Source organism: Candidatus Magnetobacterium casense, from assembly GCF_019173545.1.
Taxonomy (GTDB): domain Bacteria; phylum Nitrospirota; class Thermodesulfovibrionia; order Thermodesulfovibrionales; family Magnetobacteriaceae; genus Magnetobacterium; species Magnetobacterium cryptolimnobacter.
Genome location: NZ_JABXWD010000018.1, coordinates 1 through 20,864, shown reverse-complemented (window position 1 = coordinate 20,864; position 20,864 = coordinate 1). Strand labels below are relative to the sequence as shown.

The window sequence follows — 20,864 nt, the reverse complement described above, 5'->3', positions numbered from 1 at the left end:
CTTTCGCAGGAATGACAGTTACAGGCGTTTTCCAAGTGTGTCATTCCTGGCTTGACCAGGAATCCCTGATGCATAAAAGCATAGTTACCATGAAATATAAAGAGGATACGAAAATATGAAAAACAAATGTAGCAATTGAGCAAATCTGTCGTGTATAATCAACTTATGGGCAGGTACTTATTACCGGCAAACAAGGGGGCGTTGTACCCGGTTGTCAAGCGATGGGGGACGATAGTTGTTGTTGTTTCGCTCGTTGTCGTGTACATGATACATATGCCCGGGAAGTCGTATCACGGGGCATTTGAGCCTCCGACGGCACAAGAGCGGGAGCTGTCGGAGCGTCTGAGGATTCACGTTAGCGTGCTGGCCGCTGACATCGGAGAGCGGAACCCGTCAAACTACAAGAAGCTACAGGCTGCCGCTGAGTACATAAAACATGCGGCGGCAGAGACCGGCCAAAACGCCAAATTGAAGGTCTCCTCGCACGGATATATGGCTGACGGCAAATCCGTAGAAAACATCGAAATTGAGATCAAGGGCAGCAATCCCAAAGAGGCCGAAAAGATCATTGTCATCGGTGCACACTACGACTCGGCGCTGTTTGCAAAGGGTGCCAATGACAACGCATCAGGGGTTGCCGCAGTGCTTGAAATCGCACGCATCATGGCAGATAAGAATCCGGCGAAAACTGTCAGGTTCGTCTTCTTTGTCAACCACGAGCTGCCCTACTTCCAGACCGATAAAATGGGCAGCCTGGTCTATGCCACCGCTGCAAAACAACGGGGCGACAAGATCATTGCCATGCTTTCCCTGGAGACAATCGGCTGTTACACGGACAAACCCGGCAGCCAAAACTACCCGTTTCCATTTAGCTTGCTCTACCCCTCAACCGGTAACTTCATAGCATTCGTGAGCAACTTCAAATCAAGTACGCTCCTGCGCAGGTCAATCAAGCTGTTCCGCCAAGACACAAGGTTCCCCTCGGAGGGCGTGATAGCCCCCGGTAAGGTGCAGGGCATTGACTGGTCTGACCACTGGGCCTTCTGGCAAATGGGATATCGGGCCATTATGATTACCGATACCGCCCTCTTCCGCTACGAACACTACCACCTGCTGACCGATACTCCCGATAAGCTGGACTACGAACGGTTGTCACGAGTCGTACAGGGGATATCTCACGTGGTTTCAGGTCTGGCCGGGCACTGACAGGGCGACATACAACGGCGTCTGTTCCAACCGCTCCATCGGTCGCCTGTGGCTTGAGTTAAGTTTTGTTACACCTCATAGACGTTGTAATCTCGTACAAGACAGATGTCCTCTTCGGTGAGCGTGAGGTCGCTTGCCGTTAGCTTGTATGTGTTGAGGAACTCTTCGGTTGCCTTTATCTTGCTGATGGCTATAGCGGCCTCCTGGAGGATTATTTCTTTGAGGTGCTTGTCCGTGCTTCTGGGGTCGTGGTGCGTGAAACCGATCTTTTTGACCTTGCAGACGATGCCCTGTTTGATGCTGCCATGTGGGGTGCCATGCCCATAGCCCGCCGTGGAGGTCTGGTATCTCTGGTTGTCGTACTGAGAGTCTATGATAAGCAGGTCGGCATTGGCGAAGTGTTCCTTTAGTTCTGCGGAGATGGCTGCCACGTCCTCGTGGTCGGTGGCTATGACGGCAACCTTGCCCGTTGGATTCTCCTCGAAGCGGTAACTTATACAGTTGGCATTGCCGTGGTTGGTCTTGGCCATCTTGATCACCAGACATTCACTCAACAGATACTTGTTTTTGCTGAGGGCTACCTGCACGTTCTTCTTTATGATATTCTTGTAGTCATCCAGGCCTATCATTGTAAAACCCCCGATGGGATGAACCACGATTACGCAGACATCATAGTGCGACAACGTAACGAATCTCATCTTGTGCGATATTTTTTTTGCATCCACGGGAAAATACGGACGATTAAACAGATACTTGATCATGCTCTCAGGGCCGTGTCCGTTATCCATCGGGCCGTAGATGGTCATCGGTATCCTGTCAATGAACGTCGGCGGACTGAGCGTCAGCCCCACGATATGGTCCCAGTGAAAGTGCGTCAACATGATGTAGTAGTTAAGCCCATTGGCTACTTCGCTGAGGTAATTCCATCCCGCCGGAACAAACCCCGTGCCGGCATCAACAAACAACCTCGCCCCCCTGGGCAAACACTCGGACATGATCTCAAAACACGTCGTATTGCCTCCAGCCTCTACACTGTCAACGTTGGATATCGCTATGCTACCACGTGTGCCCCAAGCCTTAACTATCATGCCTCTGTCTCCATATCTCAATTATCATTACAGGATATAATACCCTACTTTATCATTTTGTTGCCATCATTATTTTTATTAACTAATTTCATGTCTTGATGTATTATAATTGAGAAGTATGAAGAAAAACTGTGCGGTAAATATTTCTGTGATGAGATCGTCACATGCTGTCAGCAAGGCAAGACGGGGTCAAGGGGACTGGTCCCCTTGCAGGAGGGGTCTGAGGGGAGGGCGGAGCCGCTCCCCTTCTTTCTTAATAGGTGAGCTATTACGTCACAGGATTTTTTTACAGCAAGAAAAACTTTGAGATAAATATTTCGTATGGTGTATCGGGCATGAAGGACAAAGGGTACACGGAGCTGATATGCAAGCCGTTTTGTACATTCTACACGGAGGGCAAGGAGTCCATCCAGTGTGGTACCTACCTGTATGTCAGAGACAGGGTGCCGCCGGAGAGGTTGTCTGCCCTTGTCAGTGCAGTTGAGGGAGGAAACACGTTTTTGGATGACACGTTCATAAAAGAGGCAATATGCAGGCAGTGCGACTTCCTGGAGGACGGCTGTGATTATCGCGACGGATTGAACTCCCCACCATGCGGCGGTTACAGGGTGGTGGAGGCGTTGAGACAAAAGGGCGCCTTTTAGCGACAGAGATGCGACAATGAGAGATTATCCAGACGAAACAATAATAGACAATACGACATACGGGTTTGAAAAAGTGCTGAAAGAGGACTTCTTTTCGATAAATCTCCTCTACCGCAGCGACAGCAACACACGCTATGTCCTGAAACTCTCCGATTTCCGATTCATCTTCGGTGGCTTGTTGCGTCCGCTGGCCTCGTTTTTCTCACGCAGGGAGTATAAGATATACCAACGAGTGGCCGATATTGAGGGCATACCGCCCCTGGGGCCGCGCTATGGCAGGCGCGGGTACTTTCACCTCTACGTCGATGGTCAGGTGCTACATGAGTTCAGGGGCAAGTTGCCAGAGGACTTCTTCACTCGCTTAAAGGGTATCATAGAAGAGGTGCATCACAGACGCATCTTCTACCTAGACCTCAATAAACTGGGCAACATCATTGTGGGCAGCGACGGACTGCCGTACCTGATAGACTTCCAGGTAAGCATCCATTTTAAGCAACGCAGAGGTATTACAGGCTATATTACCGATAAGATATTCACCGCACTTATCAGGGAGGATATCTACCACCTCTATAAACACAAGCGTCGCTTTCAGCCAGATCTGATGACTCCCCCGGAACTTGAACTGGCCAAACGAACGGGCTTTAACAAGTGGTACAACCGCCTCTTTGGCCACCCCTATCGTAAGGTCAAACGCCTCATCTATCCATCGGGGAGTAACGAAATAATCTGGTACAAGTGGAAAAAAATTAAAGACAAAAATCAAAACATTCCGTAGGAAAATTACCCCCCAATTGCAATTCGCCCTCTTGACAACACCGGTTTTATAGTTTTATATTAGAGGGTTCATTTTGAACACAGTAGAATTTACAAAAAAAGGAGGTGTACAGAAATTGAGATTTAAGGTTTTAGTAATAGCTGTGATCATTGCCTTTGCCTGCACCGGTGTTGCACTGGCCGTCCCACCCGGCAAGACTATCGAGTACGAGGGAGGCGGACTGGGAAAAATCATCCTTGATGGCAAAAAACATGCCGATGCCGGTAAGAAGTGTACCGATTGTCATAAACCGGACATGTTCCCGCAGATGAAAAAAGGTATCGTTAAGGTGACAATGAAAGACATTAACGAAGGCAAACTTTGCGGTTCCTGCCATAATGGAAAGGCTACCTTTAACGCTGGTGGCAAAGAGCAGCCTATCTTTAATGCCGCTGACAAGGCGAATTGTACAAGATGTCATAAAAAGTAACAAGGGATAGCGGGTCCTAATAGTTTCCCTTTCGCAATAAATAAGGGAGGGGTAGGCTTGGTGGGTCTGGCAGATTCGGCAGGCTCTTCTCTCTCCCTTATTTGTAATAAAAGAACCTGATGTATATATAAAACCCTGCCAGTAGGGGTTCTGCCCGTTTGACGATATACTCCACGAATTGTCCGACAAATAGCCAAATCTCTACACTCTGCCTTGACGGCGCCACGTCCGTGTCTGCCAATAAAACGGACAGATCCTTGCCAATCATGAAAAAAACGATAACAATGTGAAAGACAAAGAGCGCCCCAAGTATTTGCAAATAAAAGAGCCATATCCCATACCTGGATGCAAACTCCTTTGAAAATATAACGTTTCGCCGTAAAAACGGATAATACGCCAACAACACGGCAAAGGTCAATGGGGCGCTAAAGGAGTAAAAAGAGGTCTTTACAAGTATGTCTATTGCCTTTGATGTACCGCCACCCCCGTGATATGTAAACGTGGCGGTTACGTCATTGCCACTGTGCATGATTAGAACGCTGCTTATCCCCTTGACCGACGCTATCAGAGGGGCGGCTATTTCGACTATAAATATGCCATAATAGTCCTGAACTGCAAGCCACAGTGTCAGCGTTATGATATAAAAGGTTGTAAACCTTAAAATTACCATAACCGCCGTTGATCTTTCAGCGAATATCTTGCCCCCTTACATAGTTGAGATATACTATAAGCATCCCTAAGACTATAGCTATCATTACCACCTGCGCAAGATATACGTGGATAAGGTCAAAGAAATCACGGTGATAAACACCGGTATAGGCAAGCGCCGCTATGCGTATGATATTAAAAAATTGCAGTAGCACAAAACCAACCACAGCGCCCTGCAACTTAAGCCGCCACGGTGCCGGAAACACTATGATAGCGATCACATACAGGATAACGGCCTCAAGACCGTTACAGCCAAATCGGACATCAAGGCTGATGCTCGGTAAGAGTATAAAGGAGTCGCTGTGTATGCAAGGGATGTTAAATACACCGCTGATCGTCTTTGCACTCAAAAACACTACAAGGTGTGTGTACAGGCCGTTTATATCTATAATTTCGGTTACGGGTCTCAAGAGCAACAAGGTGCAGACCAGCGCCGACAACAACAGGTATTCCAGGATAATGAATCGTGGTTGCTTACGTTTGTCAGGTTTCATGTGAGTCTTGCCAAACGTATGCTTGGTTCTGCACAGAAGTTGCCCACGTAATACACCACAAACAGGCTGTTGTCTATGACTACCGGGTCGGTATAGCCACCATCAAAGAGGTCGCCCTCATATATTTCGATATCAGTATCCGTATTGCCTCCCCTGGCATCCTCAAACGGCAACATGACAGATACGGCGCTGAGTTCATCACGATAGAGGCGGCGAAACGATAAGAAGCATCTGTTGTCCCTGACAATTGCCATCGGGGCATGTGCCTGCTCCATTAACCGGACAGGCTCACTCCAGCGCCGGAGGTCTTTTGATTGCGCATACCATATGCCATAGGGGGCGTTGTCCTGCCTGATGAACATGACATATCCGTCGTTATACCGGACTATGGAGTTTTCGTTTAATATGATGCCATTGCCCTGTATATGGGACAACAACGTCCATGACACGAAGTCCGTCGTATAGAGCACAAGGGCTGCACACTCCGTCCTGCCCTCCAACACCCCGTAGGCCGGAAACACATACCCCAACTCCCAGCTCAACGGCTTGCCATAAAACACCAGCCACTTAATCCCCCTGACGACAACCTCGTATCTGTTGCCAAACACCGGCGTATCGGCAAAGGACACATACGTTACTGCAATCTTGCCCTTGACATACACCCTGCTGCAGAGCGTGAAGAGGTCGTCACGGAGCCTGCACACGATGGAGTCAAGTTCGTTTTCACCGGCAAAGACGCAGATGTCCTGACCCGTCTCCACGATTGGAATGTCGGTGTCCTCTGCGAAGTGGTTCAACAGCGCCGTCTTGCCGACCCTGAGACGCCTCACCCTGCCATAAAGCCCGTGGCACTGGTAAAAGCTCTTTTTTGCCTGACGATAGTATATATATACATCCCCGTCATGCTCAACCATTGTGGGAAAGGAGCTATAGACGTTGTTCTGGCGTGCTATAACCGTCCTTGTGACAACCTCGGAGGTTAGCACAAGCCATCCCCTTCTTCACTCATTTTTATAATGCTCAACTCATGCACAGTTTTATTTTAACATTTTTACTGCCACAAACATAGCAAGGTATACTGAAAAGATTGACCCACGCCGAATGGACAATCAGCCATTTGCCATGTTATACTAATCCTAATGAGCGAAGAAGCAGTTGTTATTATCAATCATATCAATGAGATGCTTATTGATATGTCGGAGAAGTCACTTAGTGAAATCAGCGATTATGTTATCTCGCTTAGAAAGAAAGAGCAAAAACACGATGCGTTTGTCAAAAGATTGACTGAAATTGAAGCTAATCCTGACTATATAGAATGTAACTCCATAGAGGAAGTCATGCAGGCCATCTACTCAAGTATGTAGAACGACAACATTCCGAGGGTTGCCAGGAGGAAGCTGCTGCCGAGAAATTCCGTCAAGCGAAACAGTCGCATCTTTGCTAGTCCTACCTCGATGAGAATCAACCCAACCCCCACGACGGCCAGCTTGATAATCATCAGCACAAAGGTCATCAACACTGCCTTGACATCGGCTGTGTGCGCTATCCCCCAGGGAAAGAACAACGACGTGGCGAGCATCACAAACAAAAACAGCTTCATCATCTTTGCCCACTCCAGCAATGCCAGATGCCTGCCCGAGTACTCCAGGATCATCGCCTCGTGTACCATCGTGAGTTCCAGGTGTGTAGAGGGGTTGTCCACGGGTACACGTCCCGTCTCTGCCAGGGCAACCATCACAAATGCCAAAAAGGCAAACACGATGGAGGGTCTCAGCATAAACTGCGTATCAGCCACCGCCTGTACCATCTGTGCAAGCGACGTTGACTTGCTTGCCAACGAAACTGTAAAGATAGACATGAGCATGGCAGGCTCGCTCAACGATGCGATAGTCATCTCCCGGCTTGCCCCCATGCCGCCAAATGCCGTACCTATGTCCATTGCGGCAAGGGCCGTGAAGAATCGCGCTATCGTAAAAAACGCCACCAGCACAATGACATCAGCCGTGGCCGCCAACGGGAGGTCTGCACACAGCATCGGGATTATCCCCCCCCGGCAACACCGCCACGCCAAAGACCAGATACGGCGTGAAACGAAATATCCACGAGGCGTTTTCGGCAACGACGACGTCCTTTGCAAAGAGCTTCAGTATATCCCTGTAGGGCTGCAACAGTCCCGCTGAAGAGCGCCCCTGACTCCAGCACTTGAGCATCCGCACCCAACCCACAAATATCGGTGCCCCAACAAGCAGGATTACCAACTGCATGGCCTCTATGACCAGGGGAAATACCCTCATCGCAGAAACACCAAAAGCGCCAGGATGACGGTGCAGCTTGGGCAGACCTGTATGCGGCGTCCCGCCAGCCCCCAAAGCCATCTTGGCAAAAAGCTATAAATATACGAATAAAACATTTCACAATTTTACAGTTAAGCAAGTGGAAAAAGCAAGGTATCGAAATCTGCTATACTATTAAGATAGTATGTCTCTGGAAGATATTTTGATGACCCTTGAAAGTCTTAAAGGTGGTGTTAGGCAAAGGTATAAGGCTGATATCAGGGGTGTTTTCGGCTCATATGTCCGCGGACATCACACTGTCAATAGCGATCTTGATGTGCTTGTCGAGTATGATAAGGGAGCAACTCTTATTGACCATGTAGGTTTATCCCTGTTTCTTGAAGAACACCTTGGGATGTCTGTGGATGTGGTTATCGAGAGTGCCATAAGAGAAGAAATAAGAGAAGAGATTCTCAGGGAAAAGGTATCGGTATGAGAAAAACTTGCCTGTACTTAAGTGATATGCTTGATGCAATGACAGCCATTGAGAGATTCGTCACCGGCATTGGATACGAAGAATTCAAAGATGATGACCGTACCTCCAGTGCAGTAATAAGAAAGTTCGAGATAATAGGTGAAGCGACAAAACATATTACGGAAGAAATCAGGGCAAAATACCCGCAGATACCGTGGAGAGAAATGGCTGGTTTTAGGGACAAACTTATTCATTTCTATTTTGGGGTTAAGTTTGAGCTTGTATGGGATACGATTAAAAATGTCATACCTGACGTTAAGTTAGCTATTGAGGCTATTTTAAGAGAAAATGAAAGTAACTGAAGTTATATACTGATCGGATTCGAATTTTTTCGGGTATCAAAATTGCCTGCATACAAGAAAGAAAGGGGATACCATGCCTTAAAAAACCTGCGTCATTTCAGTATACCCCTCATCGCAGAAACACCAACAGCGCCAGGATGACAACAAAAGAGTATATCAGGTAGACCTGTATGCGTCCCATTTGAAGCATACCGACTCGCCTTGCCAGATAGAAGGCCGCATCAATCACGGGCCTGTACAGCCACACCCAAAAGAGGTCACTGATGCGCAGGTGATAGTGAAACCTCTGCGGAAATACCTTGTTTGCGGCATTTGCGGTCAGCCTGAAGCGTTCCCTGATACTGAAGAGGAAGCCAAAGATGCGACGTATGGGCATCGAAAACGACGTTGCGTTGTACTGCATGGTGTTGGTTAGTTTTTCGAACCCGCAGTCCCAGATTGGTACCCGTTTGAGCTTGTTGTGCCGGACGTGCAGTACCAGATACGTTACCAGGACTATGAAAAATATACCGATAAAGACAATAGGCCCTGAGTATGACGCCCGTTGTGGTTGTAGCGGGATGAGCCACAGCCATCCAGGAGCGTCCTGGAGCGAAAAAGAACCCGGTGCGATGTTGAGCCAGGGGTCGCTGACCCCATTGAGCCCCTGAAGCGACGACGTTGCAATCGTGGCGGAGGTCAACGCTTTCGCCACAGGGTTGAGCCAGGCGATGGTAAAGGTCGGCAATACGCCAAGGACGAGACATGCCACGGCAGTCAATGTCATGGCTATAAGCATGGGGCGGTTTGCGTCGTGTACGTGTTCTAAGTGTTCTCCACGGTAATGCCCCAAAAACGTAACCCCAAAGGCCTTTACAAAGCACGCCCCGGATAAGGCACTGGTAAGGGCCAGGAGTGCCGCCCCCATGGGGATCAGGAGTTTCAAGAGCGTGTTGGGCAGGGATGGCGACAGCAGAAATGCCTGAAACGTAAGCCACTCCGATACAAAGCCATTTAACGGTGGCAGTGCCGATATCGATGCACAACCCACCAGAAACACGGCAGCCGTCCAGGGCATCCTGTGTATAAGGCCGCCCATTGCATCCATGTTGCGTTGTCCGGTGCCGTGCACAACGGCCCCGGCGCCCATAAACAGCAGCCCCTTAAATACGGCGTGGTTTATCGTGTGATACAGACTTGCGATCATGGCTATGCCGGCCAGCATGGGTAGTTGGTACGACGTAAATATCATGGCCAACCCTATGCCAATCAGGATGATGCCGACATTTTCGACCGACGAGTATGCAAGTAATCGCTTCAGGTCTACCTGCATCACCGCATACAACACACCCATCACGGCCGACATCAGCCCCAGTGACAAGACGATGGCACCCCACCACCACGGAAAACTGCCGATGAGATCAAAGGTCACACGCAATATCCCATAGATGGCCGTCTTGAGCATCACGCCGCTCATCAGCGCAGAGACGTTGGACGGTGCAACCGGATGTGCCTCCGGCAACCAGACGTGCAGGGGGATCACCCCGGCCTTGGCCGCAAAACCCGTAAACGCCAGAAAAAATGCCACCGCTGCCATACCGGAAGATAATCGTACACTACGCATTGCATCAAACGTATACACGGCAACACCGTCATATCCGGTAACATTACCCGCCATGACCCCAAAAGACAACAGAATACAGGCAGCCCCCACCACTGCAACTATAATGTACAGCAGAGCGGCTCGTCTGTTTTGCGAGTGTTCGTCCTCAAACATCACCAGAAAGTACGAGGCCGCCGCCATCATTTCCCAGCATATCAGGAAAAAAACGGCGTCATCGGCTATCACCACAAGCGACATTCCCGCCAGAAAGAGGCAGTAAAACACCACAAGGGTCGTCACAGACCTCTGCCCCAGGTATCCCTTGACGTATCCGATGGAATACAACGACACAAAAAAGGACAGCAACCCTATGACCGTAAGAAAAAAGCCTGCCAGTGGGTCAAGCCTCATGTGGAAGTTTAGTCCCGGCAGCCCCATCAGCAGGGTGACCTTGCCCGTCAGCCCTCCGTTGACCGTCCACCACCCCGCCGTCATCAGCAGGAGTGAGGCAACTGCCGTCAGCGCAAACGAGGCGTTTATCAGAAGCCTCTGCCAGCGTCCCAAAAACACAGCCATCAACGCAGCCACCAGGAGCAGTTGTACCGCGGCACTGGCCGTATCGATTGGCGTAAGGGGCACTAGGGTTGCTTAGGAGCAGTACTTTCTGAGGTAGAAGTCATATATTTTCTTCAATCCTTCATCGAGTGAGATCGAGTGATGCCAGCCCAACTTGTTTAGCTTGCTTACGTCCATGAGCCTCTTGGGCATACCATCCGGTATGGTGTAGTCATAGGAGATGATGCCCTTGTAGCCGACGGTTTCCTTGATCTTGACAGCCAGCTCCCTGATAGGCAGGTCGTTTCCCGTGCCGATATTTAGGAAGGGTTTTTCGTTGTAGTTTAGCATTATCCAGAAGATGGCATCGGCCAGGTCGTCAACGTAGATGAACTCCCGTTGTGCGGAGCCTGACCCCCACAGGGTTATCTCAGGGAAGTTGTTGACCTTTGCCTCGTGCATCTTTCTGATCAGCGCTGAGATGACGTGTGAGGAGTCGGGGTCGAAGTTGTCGTTTTCACCGTATGTGTTGGTTGGCATGCAGGAGATGAAGGTCTTGTGGTACTGTTCATATATTTTTTCACAGAGTTTTATGCCGGCGATCTTTGCTATAGCGTAGCCTTCGTTTGTGGGTTCGAGCTTGCCCTCCATGAGGTAGTCTTCGCTGATTGGTTGCGGACAGAGGCGTGGATAGATACAGGCACTGCCTAAAAAGAGCAGCTTCTTCACCCCGCTGAGGTGTGCCTGCCATATGACGTTGTTTTGTATCTGGAGGTTGTCATATGTAAAATCAGCCGAAAATGTCATGTTATGCTTGATCCCCCCGACCTTGGCGGCACACAGGATGACAAATTCCGGTCTCTCCGCCATGAAGAAGTCCCGTACCATTTGCTGATTTAGCAGGTCTACCTCGCCCCTGGTCTTTAGTATGAGGTTGGTGTAGCCATCACGTTGGTATCTGCGTACCACCGCCGAACCAACCAAACCGGTATGACCGGCAATATATATCTTTGAATCTTTATTGATCATTACCCGTTTAAGTCTCCCTTGATAAAGTAGGGTCAACCGCCTGGTGAGCTATTTTTCAGGTGCAGTATTTTTGATCAGAGCGGCTTCCCTGTCATAGTCTGCCTGTGTCATGATCTCCACCAGTTCTTTGAATTTGACCTTTGGTTGCCAGTTTATCTTTGCCTTTGCCTTGGAGGCATCGCCTATAAGGTTATCTACATCGACGGGTCTGAAGTATCGCGGGTCTATTTCGACGACGACATTTCCGGTGTTTCTGTCGATAGCCTTTTCATTTATGCCAACGCCTTCCCATGCGAGTCTCATATCCAGGAATTCTGCCGTTAGTTCAACGAACTCACGCACCGAATGTGTCTCACCGGTGGCGATGCAATAGTCGTCGGGCTCGTCGTGTTGCAGCATCATCCACATGGCTTCTACGTAGTCCTTGGCGTATCCCCAGTCCCTTTTGGCATCCATGTTACCGAGGTAGAGTCTGTCTTCCAGGCCAAGTTTTATCCGTGCCATGGACCGCGTTATCTTGCGTGTTACAAAGGTTTCGCCCCTCCTGGGGGACTCGTGGTTGAACAGGATGCCATTACAGGCAAATAGCCCATAGCCTTCCCTGTAGTTGACCGTTATCCAGAATGAGTATGCCTTGGCACATGCGTAAGGGGAGCTTGGACAAAACGGGGTCGTCTCTTTCTGTGGAACCTCGGCGCCCTTGCCAAAAAGCTCGGAAGAAGATGCCTGATAAAACTTGGCATCGAAGGCAACGGTCTTTAATGCCTCAAGGACTCGTACTGTCCCCAGGCCGGTTATATCTCCGGTGTACTCGGGTATATCAAAGCTGACCCGCACGTGACTCTGGGCCGCAAGGTTGTAGACCTCACAGGGACCTATCTTTCTGACCAGCTTGGTTATCAGGCCACCGTCGTTGAGGTCGGCATGGTGCAGATACAGCTTCCTGTCGTATATCTTGGGATTGTCTATTAAGTGGTCTATGCGGCTTGTGTTTGGGCTGCTTGAACGTCTTACGAAGCCATGCACCTCGTAGCCCTTCTCAAGCAACAGCTCCGCCAGATAGCTCCCATCCTGTCCTGTGATACCAGTGATCAGTGCCCTTTTTAGCATTAACTCTCTATGCCAATTATTGATGGCATATCTCTATACATTATATATTCGATCACAGTACTAGTATATTGACTCTGTGTATTTTATGTCAAGTGCTCAAATTGTCTGAGATGGTTATCAATTGTTAGTTAAATATAGATATCTTCCAATATCAATGGCTTAGGGTGGGATAAGAGCTTATTTCTTAAACTTTTTTTATTGCTTGACAATGACAAGTTCAAATATGATACAATAGTTACATATGGGAAAGATTATTTTACAATAATGAGGAAATCAAGTTACGGTGGTTATCTTATAAGATATCCCCTTTTGTTGATTTTAGGCACCGTTCTTCTGGTCTCTTTGCCGCTTATAACAATCCATTCAGACTATCTCAATGTAGCAGACTGTGATCTCGTCTATCTTGAATATGGCTATCTGTTTTATGGCCATGGGCCTATTAACCCTGCTGCAACCTCTCACCCGGGTTACATACTCATATGGCTGTTGGCTGTATTAATTAAGCTCTTATATTACCTTAATTTGATACCAATAGGAGATTATCAAAATCTAAGTAATGTTATGCCTTTTAAGCAGATATTTGTCCCCCTGATATATTATGCAAGGTTTACGTCAATTTTTCTATCCCTAATATTTTATTATACATACTTTGCCTTTTTAAAGGTACACAAAACAGACAAGAACATAACTTATATAGCATCTGTAATGCTGGCTTCTACCTCTGGCCTGCATTACCAATCATTGGTTATACGACCTGAGTTATTAGCGACTTATTTTTCTATGATATGTTTTTTCCTGATGGTTTTATTTGTTAATCAGGACAAGGTCATGTATAAACACACATCGATGCTGATTGGTATAGGTTTTTTTGCTTATTTTGCAATGTTAACGAAAATTCAGGTTGTTCTTTTATTTGCCTTTTTCCCATTTATTGCCTTAATATTCGGCAAAACTTGCACGATTTCATTAAACGCTGATGTTATTTTAAAAGAGAAGTACAAAGGAATCGTACCAATCCTGATAATCACCTTAGCGTTGATACTATTAGCTACAGGAACAGTATTTTTTTATAAGTTCTTAGCAGATTTCGGAATAGCTGGTATTATTAAAGCCAAGATACATTTTTATCAGGTAGCCTTTTATGGATACATATTCCTTGCTATATTATTATACAATTACTTATACTGTGAAAATTCAAAGTACAGTCTTTTTGTATATGTTTTTATTTTAACGGGTATAACAATATCCTATCTTGTTGTAAAATATGGATGCAGACCTTATCTTTATGGTTATTTTTATTTTACTATTTTAAACTTTATGGATGTATTAACCACATACAGTTCATTTAAACCTAATGAAACTATGTTGTTTTTAATCGGTATGACTAAAAAGCTATTTTTCGATATAATATACTTGAGAAAAGGTTACTCATATCCACTAAACTTAGTCTATCTATTTACAATTATACTTGCTCTTTATATACTTGCAAAAAAGCAAACCAACCAGTTTATTAGGATTTTATCTTTAATTGTTTTTGCAATGAGCGTTGATATTCTTAACTCATTTCGCAATGGTGGTATTAATCCTCAATACATTATATTTAGTCAATGGATTATTGTATATGCCTTTTTTATTGGCAGTTCAGTAACATTATCAATTACAAGGTTCAAAAAGATTTTCATTGCTACCGTATTTATACTTGCAACATTGGTGTTTACTCTTAATGTGAATCAGAATTATAGTCTATCTCGTTCTATGGTTGCAAAAGCTAGTTCTGGACAAAATAACCTAAAATTTCTTTGTGGTCTTATAACAGAATCGTGGTTTCCAATAACAGCTGACAGGTTTCAAAAAGAATATTGTGGTAGAACTGAAACAAAAAAATAACACATACTATGGAGATACCTTTTCCAATACAATAGTCATAAACATACCCAGGTAGTTGTTTAGATTTGACAATAAGCGTTCTATTTTCAAAACAAACTTATAGGTAAATGGAGGCATAAATGGACTGACGGTTAGTCCGCCACTTAACAGATACCTCAATGGTGTGTGACATTGGCGTTTTATAAGCCTTAATGATGGAAAATTTTTTTCAAACTTTTCAATATCTCTATAAAAAATTATCCATGGCAATGCGATATTTGCAGCAGAAAGCCTTCCACCTTGCTCAAATGTCCATCCCCCTTCAGGCATAAAAGGTTCATGATGAAAAAATCTCCATATGAGACTGCTTAATAAAGTATTGGAGGGTTCAATCATAACAACCCTTCCTCCAACCTTGAGACATCTGTTTAATTCGTCAAAAAGGGCATTGGCATCATTGATATGGTGAAGTACATTAAGCATAAAAAAAACATCCACTTCTTGTTCCTTAAAAGGCATATCTAAGATTGAAATTTGCATATCTATTGTTGGTGATGCTATTACATCTGAGGTGACAACATTCGGTATAATGTCTTTAATAAACCCTCCTCCACTGCCTAACTCTACAATCAATTTATTTTCATAAATACCGTCAATAGCATCACTTAAGATACTATAGAAATCAACATACAAGGCTTTGAGATAATAATTTTTCTTTATGATTTCTGCGTGTAACGAGGTGGTTTGCGGGTCATCAAGAAGAGACTGCCTGTTTCTATTTACAATATGATTGAGACTATACATCTAAGGTTTTGGTTTTACAGCATATATTATCAGAGAGCCTGCTATTTCTCTTATCAGAGATATTTTTTCTAAAAAAAATCCTACTTTACTTACAACATTGACTGCAATTTGAGGCACAACTGGATGGAGAAAATCGTATGGAAAGACCTTAACATCAATAAACCCATGGTCTTCTAACAACCTCTTAATCGGCTTGCGAAGAAAGGCTGTCTCATGAGGGACAACATGGCGGAGCGTATGTAGAAAGGCAATCTTTCTTTCTAAGAATATTTGAGGGTTTAGCATATTTGGTTCGGCAAATACTATTTTACCATTGTGTCTTAAAACTCGAAAAAGCTCTCTTAGTGCAACTTCAACATCCAGATGATGCAGCACAGAACTGCCAATCACTGTATCAAAGGACAACCCTCCATAGGGTAAATCATGGACATTTGCCTTTTGGAAACAGCAATTCTTAACACATTTTCTCTCGGCCACTTCCAACAAATCATCGCTTATATCGACTGCTGTTATATTTGCACCTGTTCTAGCTATCTTCTCAGTAAATACACCCGTACCACAACCAATCTCTAACACATCTTTAGCAGGTAAAATCTCCCCTAACCTGATAAAATAGTCTGCCCTTCTCTCAGCACGAACCCTCCCGGCAGGTGAACTCCAGCCCCAGATATCCTCAGCCATGCCTTTTATTTTTGCTCCTTGTACAAGCTCTCTTTCTATCCTTAAACGTTCTGTATCCATTTCTAAACCCATTTCAATTTCATAAATGCAGCTATAACCATTCTGAGCAAAAGCAATCCATGCCTGAATCTTGAAATCTGAGTCGTGCCATACACACGCTCTCTGTATCGTATCGGGATTTCCACGATCTTCATATTAAGTTTAGCCGCTCCAAGTATTAAGTCAAAATCACCAAAGGGATCAATATCTCCAAAATAATCCTTTCCTGCTAATATTTTAAGATGGTCTTCCTTCCACAGAACCTTGGTTCCGCACAACGTATCTTTTATCCTTTGACAGAGCAGAAAGGTAAACATAGCACTAAAAAACTTATTACCAGCAAGGTTTAAATGACGCATGGCCTGACTCTCCATTTGATACATCAGACGATTGCCCATTACTAATTCACCTTTGCCTGAAACGATTGTCTCAAAGAACTTTCCCAGGTCCTCCGGGGGTACCGTAATATCGGCATCCAGGATCATCAGAACATCACCCGTAGCCTGCCGGAAACCCTTTAATACTGCATCTCCCTTGCCAATGCCATCCTGAACCGATACCTTTATATCAAGAGTGTTGTATTCCCTTTGTACCCTCAAACACTCCTCAAGTGTACCATCCTTTGAGTGTCCCTCTATAAATAACAATTCCGTGGCCTTACCCAATCGAGGTACACGCTTTACAATCTCTTCAATATTACCCTTCTCATTCCGACATGGAATCACTATCGAACAACTAACTTCTTTGGCGGTTTTCCTGGCCATAGGCAGCCGTGCTATTATTATATAATTTAATGCAAGGTTGTTCATAAATGGAATTTTCACTACTAATTTGTTAAGTATATATGACAGCATCGGGACATGTACCGGCAATAAGAATCTGTCAAACCTTTTAATTGGCTCAAAATCGCATAATGACAAGAGACCTTCTAAGTCTTCAGCCGATAGATAATGCTCCATTAAATCACGCTTTCTTCTAAGACCAAGCTTTTCAGCAAACTTTAAGACGGGTTCCCATAAATAATTAAAATAGATGATGATTATACGGGTATCAGGACGACATAGAGGTTTTATATTTTCAAAACATCTTTGAATATCGTTTACATATTCAATAGCATTTATAACCAGGACATAATCAAAGGTCTTTGCCACTTGAACATTCTCTATGTTACCCACGATAAACTCAACATCATGAAACCTCTCCTTTGCTTTTTCAATAATCTGGGCATTAGCATCTACTCCCGCCTTATATGATGCCCTCAGATAACCAATTATCTCACCGCTTCCACAACCTATGTGAATTACGCTGGCGTAAGGAGGGATCAGGAACTCTAAAAACTTCAGGAGTTCCTCATAGTAATAAATACCCTTTTCAAATCTCATCGTTTTCTATATCTGTCTAACCAATCTACAAACCTTAGCACTGTTTCTATTTTAACGCTCAACGGAAGATATGTCAAGTACCCCCGGGGCAATCGCATTTGACCGTAAGAGAAAAGAAAGGTGCGGTTTGTGGCAAAGGTGTCCCCCCCCTCAACGTAGTCATCAAGATCACCTTGTCGTCTCCATCGGCGTAGTAGTTGGGGACACGGGCGACTTCTATGTACCCATGTTTTTTGTAAAACCCACGTGCCGGAAGATACTGCACCTTTGATGACGTCTCCACAAAGATGTACTTACCCCCAAGTGCGACGATATGCCCCTCCGCCTCACGCAACAACTTGGCCGCTATCCCCCGGTTGTAATAACGCGGGTCGGTGGCTATCCAGTAGAGGTCAAACCCCGCTTCGGTCATACTGATCGCACCGTAACAGATGTATCCGGCGGTGACGCCATCGACATCGGCAAAGATGAATAGATACTCGCTCGCTGCACCTTTTTCCAGGGCATCGATGACAAGCTCCTCGGCCACGTCTATCTCGCGCCGATGAAAGACCCCTGTGGCGTCAAGTATCCGCCGGACGCCCTCACGGTCGCTATTGCTAACCTGGCGCCTCAACACCAAGGGTGACACCTCTGCCGCCTGCACTCTAATAGTACCTGCCCATAATTAATTATGTACGAAAGTAAGGAAGAAGGGGGCGGCTCCGCCCCCCCTCAGACCCCCCTGCAAGGGGACCAGTCCCCTTGACCCCATCTAACCCGCCCGGTAGCGGCAATGATCGCCCGGATGACGTCCACCTCCGAGTATCCGCCCTCCCTGGCTGCGGCGATAAACCCCGACCAGGGCGCAATGCACGGATTGGCGTTAACCTCGATGACAAACAGATTGCCGTCGTTGTCCATCCGCATATCGACCCTGGCATACCCACGCAGCGCAAAGACGTCCCAGCACCTCAACGCCAATGCCTTCACCCGCTCAACGGGTACGCCTTCAACGGCAAAAGACCGCGGCGTATTTTCGTACTCAAACGACCCCTCCTCCCACTTGGCCTTGTAGGAGACGATCTTAGGTTTACCGGCAGGCCAGTCGTTAAACACGATTTCGGCAACCGGCAACACCTGAGCTGTCCCATCCTCACGTCCGATAACCGATACGTTAAGCTCCCTGCCTGCAATGTAACGCTCAACCAAAAGCGGCTGCCCGCAGTGCCTCTGATACATGTCCGGAAGCAAACTGCGCAGTGCCGCCGCATCATGGACGACGCACTCATCCCCAATCCCGATGGAGCCATCCTCCAGCGACGGCTTTACGATGCACGGGAAGCCCACGGCCATCTCGTTGTACCCTCCACCGGTGTAGACCACTCCGGCGGGAGTCTGTATGCCATTGGCCGCCATGATAGACCGAGCCAGGGCCTTGTCCGTCGTCGTCAGCAGGGATTCGTACCGCGCCCCAGTCATCGGCAGGCCGGTCAACTCCAGAAAACCAGCTATTGCCGGCAGGAGCCTTGGGGTGTTCTTGTTACCCTCAACCATGTTAAAAATCACGTCGGGGCAGTAGACCCTAAACCCCTCCAGCAGCGAAGACAACTCCGACGTCAGGTCAAAGGTCTCCCGGCCATTGCGCACACATCTGCAATCGCCTATCGTAAAGACCCTGTAGTCGTGGTTGAGCGTCTCCAGGGCGCCGGTAATGAGGCCAACCTCGTCAAGGACGTCCTCCGTGTCAGGACAGCCCCTGGTTGCCTCTTCGTGGATAATGGCTATCTTCATACTAATATTGCCGTGTCTGTGATGAAATATCTTGAGAGTTTCACTATATGTACATCTGCACACCAGGCACTTTGCACCTGATCTTGCGCTACAACGGTTCCCATTTCACGAAGCTCTTTAACTGTCATAAAGGGGATATTTTCATCTATGAATATTCTCATGTGTTCAGCGCCTCTACGGGTGTAACTTGTTCTTCAGCCAAGGATGCAGCGTAGTCAAGACACGCAAGGACGTCATCCCTTGTAATGGAGGGGTATTGTTCAAGAAGCTCTTCGATGCTGTCACCGTTTGCCAGCATCCTGACGATCTGGTGTACGGGGATGCGAGTGCCATTGATGCACGCCTGACCATGACATACATTGGGGTTGATTGAAATGCGATTAATCATAAAAAACACCTCTCTTCTTTCAGATGTTGACTCATAGTTTAGCCCCCTTGACCCTGACGGATGCCGAGGCAATGATTTCTCCGATCAACTGTACGTAAGACATACCGGCTTTGGTGCATAGGATCGGCAGGTCGGAGTGGGTAGGATGAAGACCCGGCAGGGGGTTTATCTCAAGAAAGCAGAGCCGTCCTGCGGCATCGGCCTTGACGTCAACCCTGCCGGCATCCCTGCACCCGATGGCCCTGTATGCGGCGATGGCCAACGCCGAGGCCTCCTGCTTTATGCGTGCATCCTCAACTAGGACGTAGTCAACCAGTTGTTCACAAAACTCCTTGTTCTCATACGAGTAGACATACCCCGACTGCCTCTGCCGAATCACCACCTCAAGCACCCCGATAACGTAAGCATCACTGCCGCTTCCCAAGATGCCCACGGTAAACTCCCTGCCGCAGAGATAACCCTCAACCAACGCAGGCTGACGGTAACGCTCAAGGAGCCAACTGCATCGCTGCCGTAGCCCCTGCTCGTTATGGACAACGGAACCCTCGTTAACCCCCTTGCCCGTCCCCTCGTGCAACGGCTTGACAAACAGCGGATAACCCAGCCCAGTCAACACGCCGGGGGAGTCAAGTGCCTCAACCGAGTCGATGACCACATGGTTGGGCGTAGCAACCCCGGCAGCCCTGACCACGGTCTTGGTTAATCCCTTATCCAGCGACAGGGCCATCGTAAGGGGGTCACTGAAGCAACAGGCGATGTCATAGGCCTCAAGCAATGCCGGAATCTGTGCCTCCCTGCTCCTGCCGTGAAGCCCCTCGCAGATGTTAAAGACCAGGTTCCAACGTCTGCCACCGTTGAGCATACCAACAAGGCTGCGGATATTGCCAACCCGGGTGACACTGTGCCCCAACTGTGTGATAGCCTCCTCCAGCGACTCTATGGTCTGGACGCTGTCAAACTCGGCCGTCTCCTCCTCGCCGTAACCAAGCGCAAGGTACTCCGACCTTAAATCATATGTAAACCCTATATCCAAATCTTTATTTTACGGACTTAACGTATCTTCTTTATATTTCATGGTAACTATACTTTTACGTATACTGGATTCCTGGTCAAGCAAGAAATGACACACTTAGAAAACGGCTGTAATTGTCATTCCTGCGA

At 47.0% G+C, this 20,864-nt stretch carries 24 protein-coding genes; 8 read left to right on the top strand and 16 right to left on the bottom strand.

Features of this window, described 5'->3' with window-relative positions; all coding sequences use genetic code 11:
• Window positions 1–165 precede the first annotated feature (165 nt).
• On the top strand, window positions 166–1,206 hold the full coding sequence (locus HWQ67_RS01945) for a M28 family peptidase (protein WP_218250956.1): 1,041 nt from the start codon (window positions 166–168) through the stop codon (window positions 1,204–1,206).
• Between the two features lie 68 nt (window positions 1,207–1,274).
• Here HWQ67_RS01945 and HWQ67_RS01940 read toward each other — a convergent pair whose 3' ends face one another.
• Entirely contained in the window at window positions 1,275–2,294 is a 1,020-nt protein-coding gene (locus HWQ67_RS01940; RefSeq protein WP_218250955.1) for an MBL fold metallo-hydrolase, read from the bottom strand.
• 335 nt (window positions 2,295–2,629) lie between these two features.
• Here HWQ67_RS01940 and HWQ67_RS01935 point away from each other — a divergent pair, with 335 nt between their 5' ends.
• The 3 genes from HWQ67_RS01935 to HWQ67_RS01925 all read left to right on the top strand — a co-directional run bounded on the left by HWQ67_RS01935 (window position 2,630) and on the right by HWQ67_RS01925 (window position 4,182).
• The gene (locus HWQ67_RS01935) at window positions 2,630–2,938 is read left to right on the top strand and encodes a hypothetical protein (protein WP_218250954.1); all 309 of its coding nucleotides are present in this window, start codon (window positions 2,630–2,632) and stop codon (window positions 2,936–2,938) included.
• A gap of 16 nt (window positions 2,939–2,954) precedes the next feature.
• Complete coding sequence (locus HWQ67_RS01930) at window positions 2,955–3,713, top strand: hypothetical protein (RefSeq protein ID WP_218250953.1); 759 nt, start codon at window positions 2,955–2,957, stop codon at window positions 3,711–3,713.
• A 115-nt stretch (window positions 3,714–3,828) separates the two neighbouring features.
• On the top strand, window positions 3,829–4,182 hold the full coding sequence (locus tag HWQ67_RS01925; RefSeq protein ID WP_218250952.1) for a cytochrome c3 family protein: 354 nt from the start codon (window positions 3,829–3,831) through the stop codon (window positions 4,180–4,182).
• Window positions 4,183–4,279: 97 nt separating this feature from the next.
• Here HWQ67_RS01925 and HWQ67_RS01920 read toward each other — a convergent pair whose 3' ends face one another.
• Genes HWQ67_RS01920 through HWQ67_RS01910 form a run of 3 tightly spaced genes read right to left on the bottom strand, consistent with a single transcriptional unit; the run spans window position 4,280 to window position 6,370 of the window.
• A complete protein-coding gene (locus HWQ67_RS01920) occupies window positions 4,280–4,852 on the bottom strand; it encodes a hypothetical protein (protein WP_218250951.1) in 573 nt (190 codons plus the stop codon).
• Between the two features lie 16 nt (window positions 4,853–4,868).
• Window positions 4,869–5,384: an archaeosortase/exosortase family protein gene (locus HWQ67_RS01915; protein ID WP_218250950.1), complete on the bottom strand. Its 516-nt coding sequence runs from the start codon at window positions 5,382–5,384 to the stop codon at window positions 4,869–4,871.
• The gene (locus HWQ67_RS01910) at window positions 5,381–6,370 is read right to left on the bottom strand and encodes a sialidase family protein (RefSeq protein WP_218250949.1); all 990 of its coding nucleotides are present in this window, start codon (window positions 6,368–6,370) and stop codon (window positions 5,381–5,383) included. Before HWQ67_RS01910 ends, HWQ67_RS01915 begins: the two co-directional genes overlap by 4 nt.
• Window positions 6,371–6,523: 153 nt before the next feature.
• Between HWQ67_RS01910 and HWQ67_RS01905 the strand changes: the two genes are divergently transcribed.
• Window positions 6,524–6,748 (top strand): hypothetical protein, encoded by a 225-nt coding sequence (locus HWQ67_RS01905; RefSeq protein WP_218250948.1) that lies wholly within the window; start codon window positions 6,524–6,526, stop codon window positions 6,746–6,748.
• Here the strand turns inward: HWQ67_RS01905 and HWQ67_RS01900 are convergent.
• Window positions 6,733–7,419, bottom strand: coding sequence for a respiratory chain complex I subunit 1 family protein (locus tag HWQ67_RS01900; protein ID WP_218250947.1), 687 nt, complete (start codon window positions 7,417–7,419; stop codon window positions 6,733–6,735). The genes HWQ67_RS01905 and HWQ67_RS01900 overlap by 16 nt on opposite strands.
• Complete coding sequence (locus tag HWQ67_RS01895) at window positions 7,382–7,678, bottom strand: NADH-quinone oxidoreductase subunit H (RefSeq protein WP_218250946.1); 297 nt, start codon at window positions 7,676–7,678, stop codon at window positions 7,382–7,384. The genes HWQ67_RS01900 and HWQ67_RS01895 overlap by 38 nt, the downstream gene beginning before the upstream one ends.
• Window positions 7,679–7,862: 184 nt before the next feature.
• On the opposite strand from HWQ67_RS01895, the gene HWQ67_RS01890 reads away from it, so the two are divergent.
• Together HWQ67_RS01890 and HWQ67_RS01885 are read left to right on the top strand one after the other, a co-directional pair.
• Entirely contained in the window at window positions 7,863–8,153 is a 291-nt protein-coding gene (locus HWQ67_RS01890) for a nucleotidyltransferase family protein (protein ID WP_218250945.1), read from the top strand.
• On the top strand, window positions 8,150–8,494 hold the full coding sequence (locus tag HWQ67_RS01885; protein ID WP_218250944.1) for a HepT-like ribonuclease domain-containing protein: 345 nt from the start codon (window positions 8,150–8,152) through the stop codon (window positions 8,492–8,494). The genes HWQ67_RS01890 and HWQ67_RS01885 overlap by 4 nt, the downstream gene beginning before the upstream one ends.
• A gap of 109 nt (window positions 8,495–8,603) precedes the next feature.
• Here the strand turns inward: HWQ67_RS01885 and hyfB are convergent, their stop codons facing one another.
• From hyfB to gmd, 3 genes are read right to left on the bottom strand one after another with little or no spacing between them, the layout of a single operon-like run.
• Complete coding sequence (hyfB, locus tag HWQ67_RS01880; protein ID WP_218250943.1) at window positions 8,604–10,715, bottom strand: hydrogenase 4 subunit B; 2,112 nt, start codon at window positions 10,713–10,715, stop codon at window positions 8,604–8,606.
• Window positions 10,716–10,724: 9 nt separating this feature from the next.
• On the bottom strand, window positions 10,725–11,660 hold the full coding sequence (locus HWQ67_RS01875; protein WP_218250942.1) for a GDP-L-fucose synthase family protein: 936 nt from the start codon (window positions 11,658–11,660) through the stop codon (window positions 10,725–10,727).
• A 48-nt stretch (window positions 11,661–11,708) separates the two neighbouring features.
• The gene (gmd, locus tag HWQ67_RS01870) at window positions 11,709–12,770 is read right to left on the bottom strand and encodes a GDP-mannose 4,6-dehydratase (RefSeq protein ID WP_218250941.1); all 1,062 of its coding nucleotides are present in this window, start codon (window positions 12,768–12,770) and stop codon (window positions 11,709–11,711) included.
• Window positions 12,771–13,079: 309 nt separating this feature from the next.
• On the opposite strand from gmd, the gene HWQ67_RS01865 reads away from it, so the two are divergent.
• Window positions 13,080–14,657 (top strand): hypothetical protein, encoded by a 1,578-nt coding sequence (locus tag HWQ67_RS01865; protein ID WP_218250940.1) that lies wholly within the window; start codon window positions 13,080–13,082, stop codon window positions 14,655–14,657.
• A 6-nt stretch (window positions 14,658–14,663) separates the two neighbouring features.
• On the opposite strand, the gene HWQ67_RS01860 is transcribed toward HWQ67_RS01865, so the two are convergent.
• The 7 genes from HWQ67_RS01860 to HWQ67_RS01830 form a co-directional block, all read right to left on the bottom strand.
• Complete coding sequence (locus HWQ67_RS01860) at window positions 14,664–15,440, bottom strand: methyltransferase domain-containing protein (RefSeq protein WP_218250939.1); 777 nt, start codon at window positions 15,438–15,440, stop codon at window positions 14,664–14,666.
• Window positions 15,441–16,181, bottom strand: a complete 741-nt coding sequence (locus HWQ67_RS01855; RefSeq protein ID WP_218250938.1) for a class I SAM-dependent methyltransferase — start codon at window positions 16,179–16,181, stop codon at window positions 15,441–15,443.
• A gap of 2 nt (window positions 16,182–16,183) precedes the next feature.
• A complete protein-coding gene (locus tag HWQ67_RS01850) occupies window positions 16,184–17,542 on the bottom strand; it encodes a glycosyltransferase (RefSeq protein WP_218250937.1) in 1,359 nt (452 codons plus the stop codon).
• A gap of 73 nt (window positions 17,543–17,615) precedes the next feature.
• Complete coding sequence (locus tag HWQ67_RS01845; RefSeq protein WP_218250936.1) at window positions 17,616–18,188, bottom strand: GNAT family N-acetyltransferase; 573 nt, start codon at window positions 18,186–18,188, stop codon at window positions 17,616–17,618.
• Window positions 18,189–18,256: 68 nt separating this feature from the next.
• Entirely contained in the window at window positions 18,257–19,315 is a 1,059-nt protein-coding gene (locus HWQ67_RS01840) for a D-alanine--D-alanine ligase family protein (RefSeq protein ID WP_218250935.1), read from the bottom strand.
• A gap of 157 nt (window positions 19,316–19,472) precedes the next feature.
• The gene (locus HWQ67_RS01835; RefSeq protein ID WP_218250934.1) at window positions 19,473–19,703 is read right to left on the bottom strand and encodes a DUF433 domain-containing protein; all 231 of its coding nucleotides are present in this window, start codon (window positions 19,701–19,703) and stop codon (window positions 19,473–19,475) included.
• 31 nt (window positions 19,704–19,734) lie between these two features.
• Window positions 19,735–20,736, bottom strand: a complete 1,002-nt coding sequence (locus HWQ67_RS01830) for a D-alanine--D-alanine ligase family protein (RefSeq protein ID WP_218250933.1) — start codon at window positions 20,734–20,736, stop codon at window positions 19,735–19,737.
• Window positions 20,737–20,864: the final 128 nt, after the last annotated feature.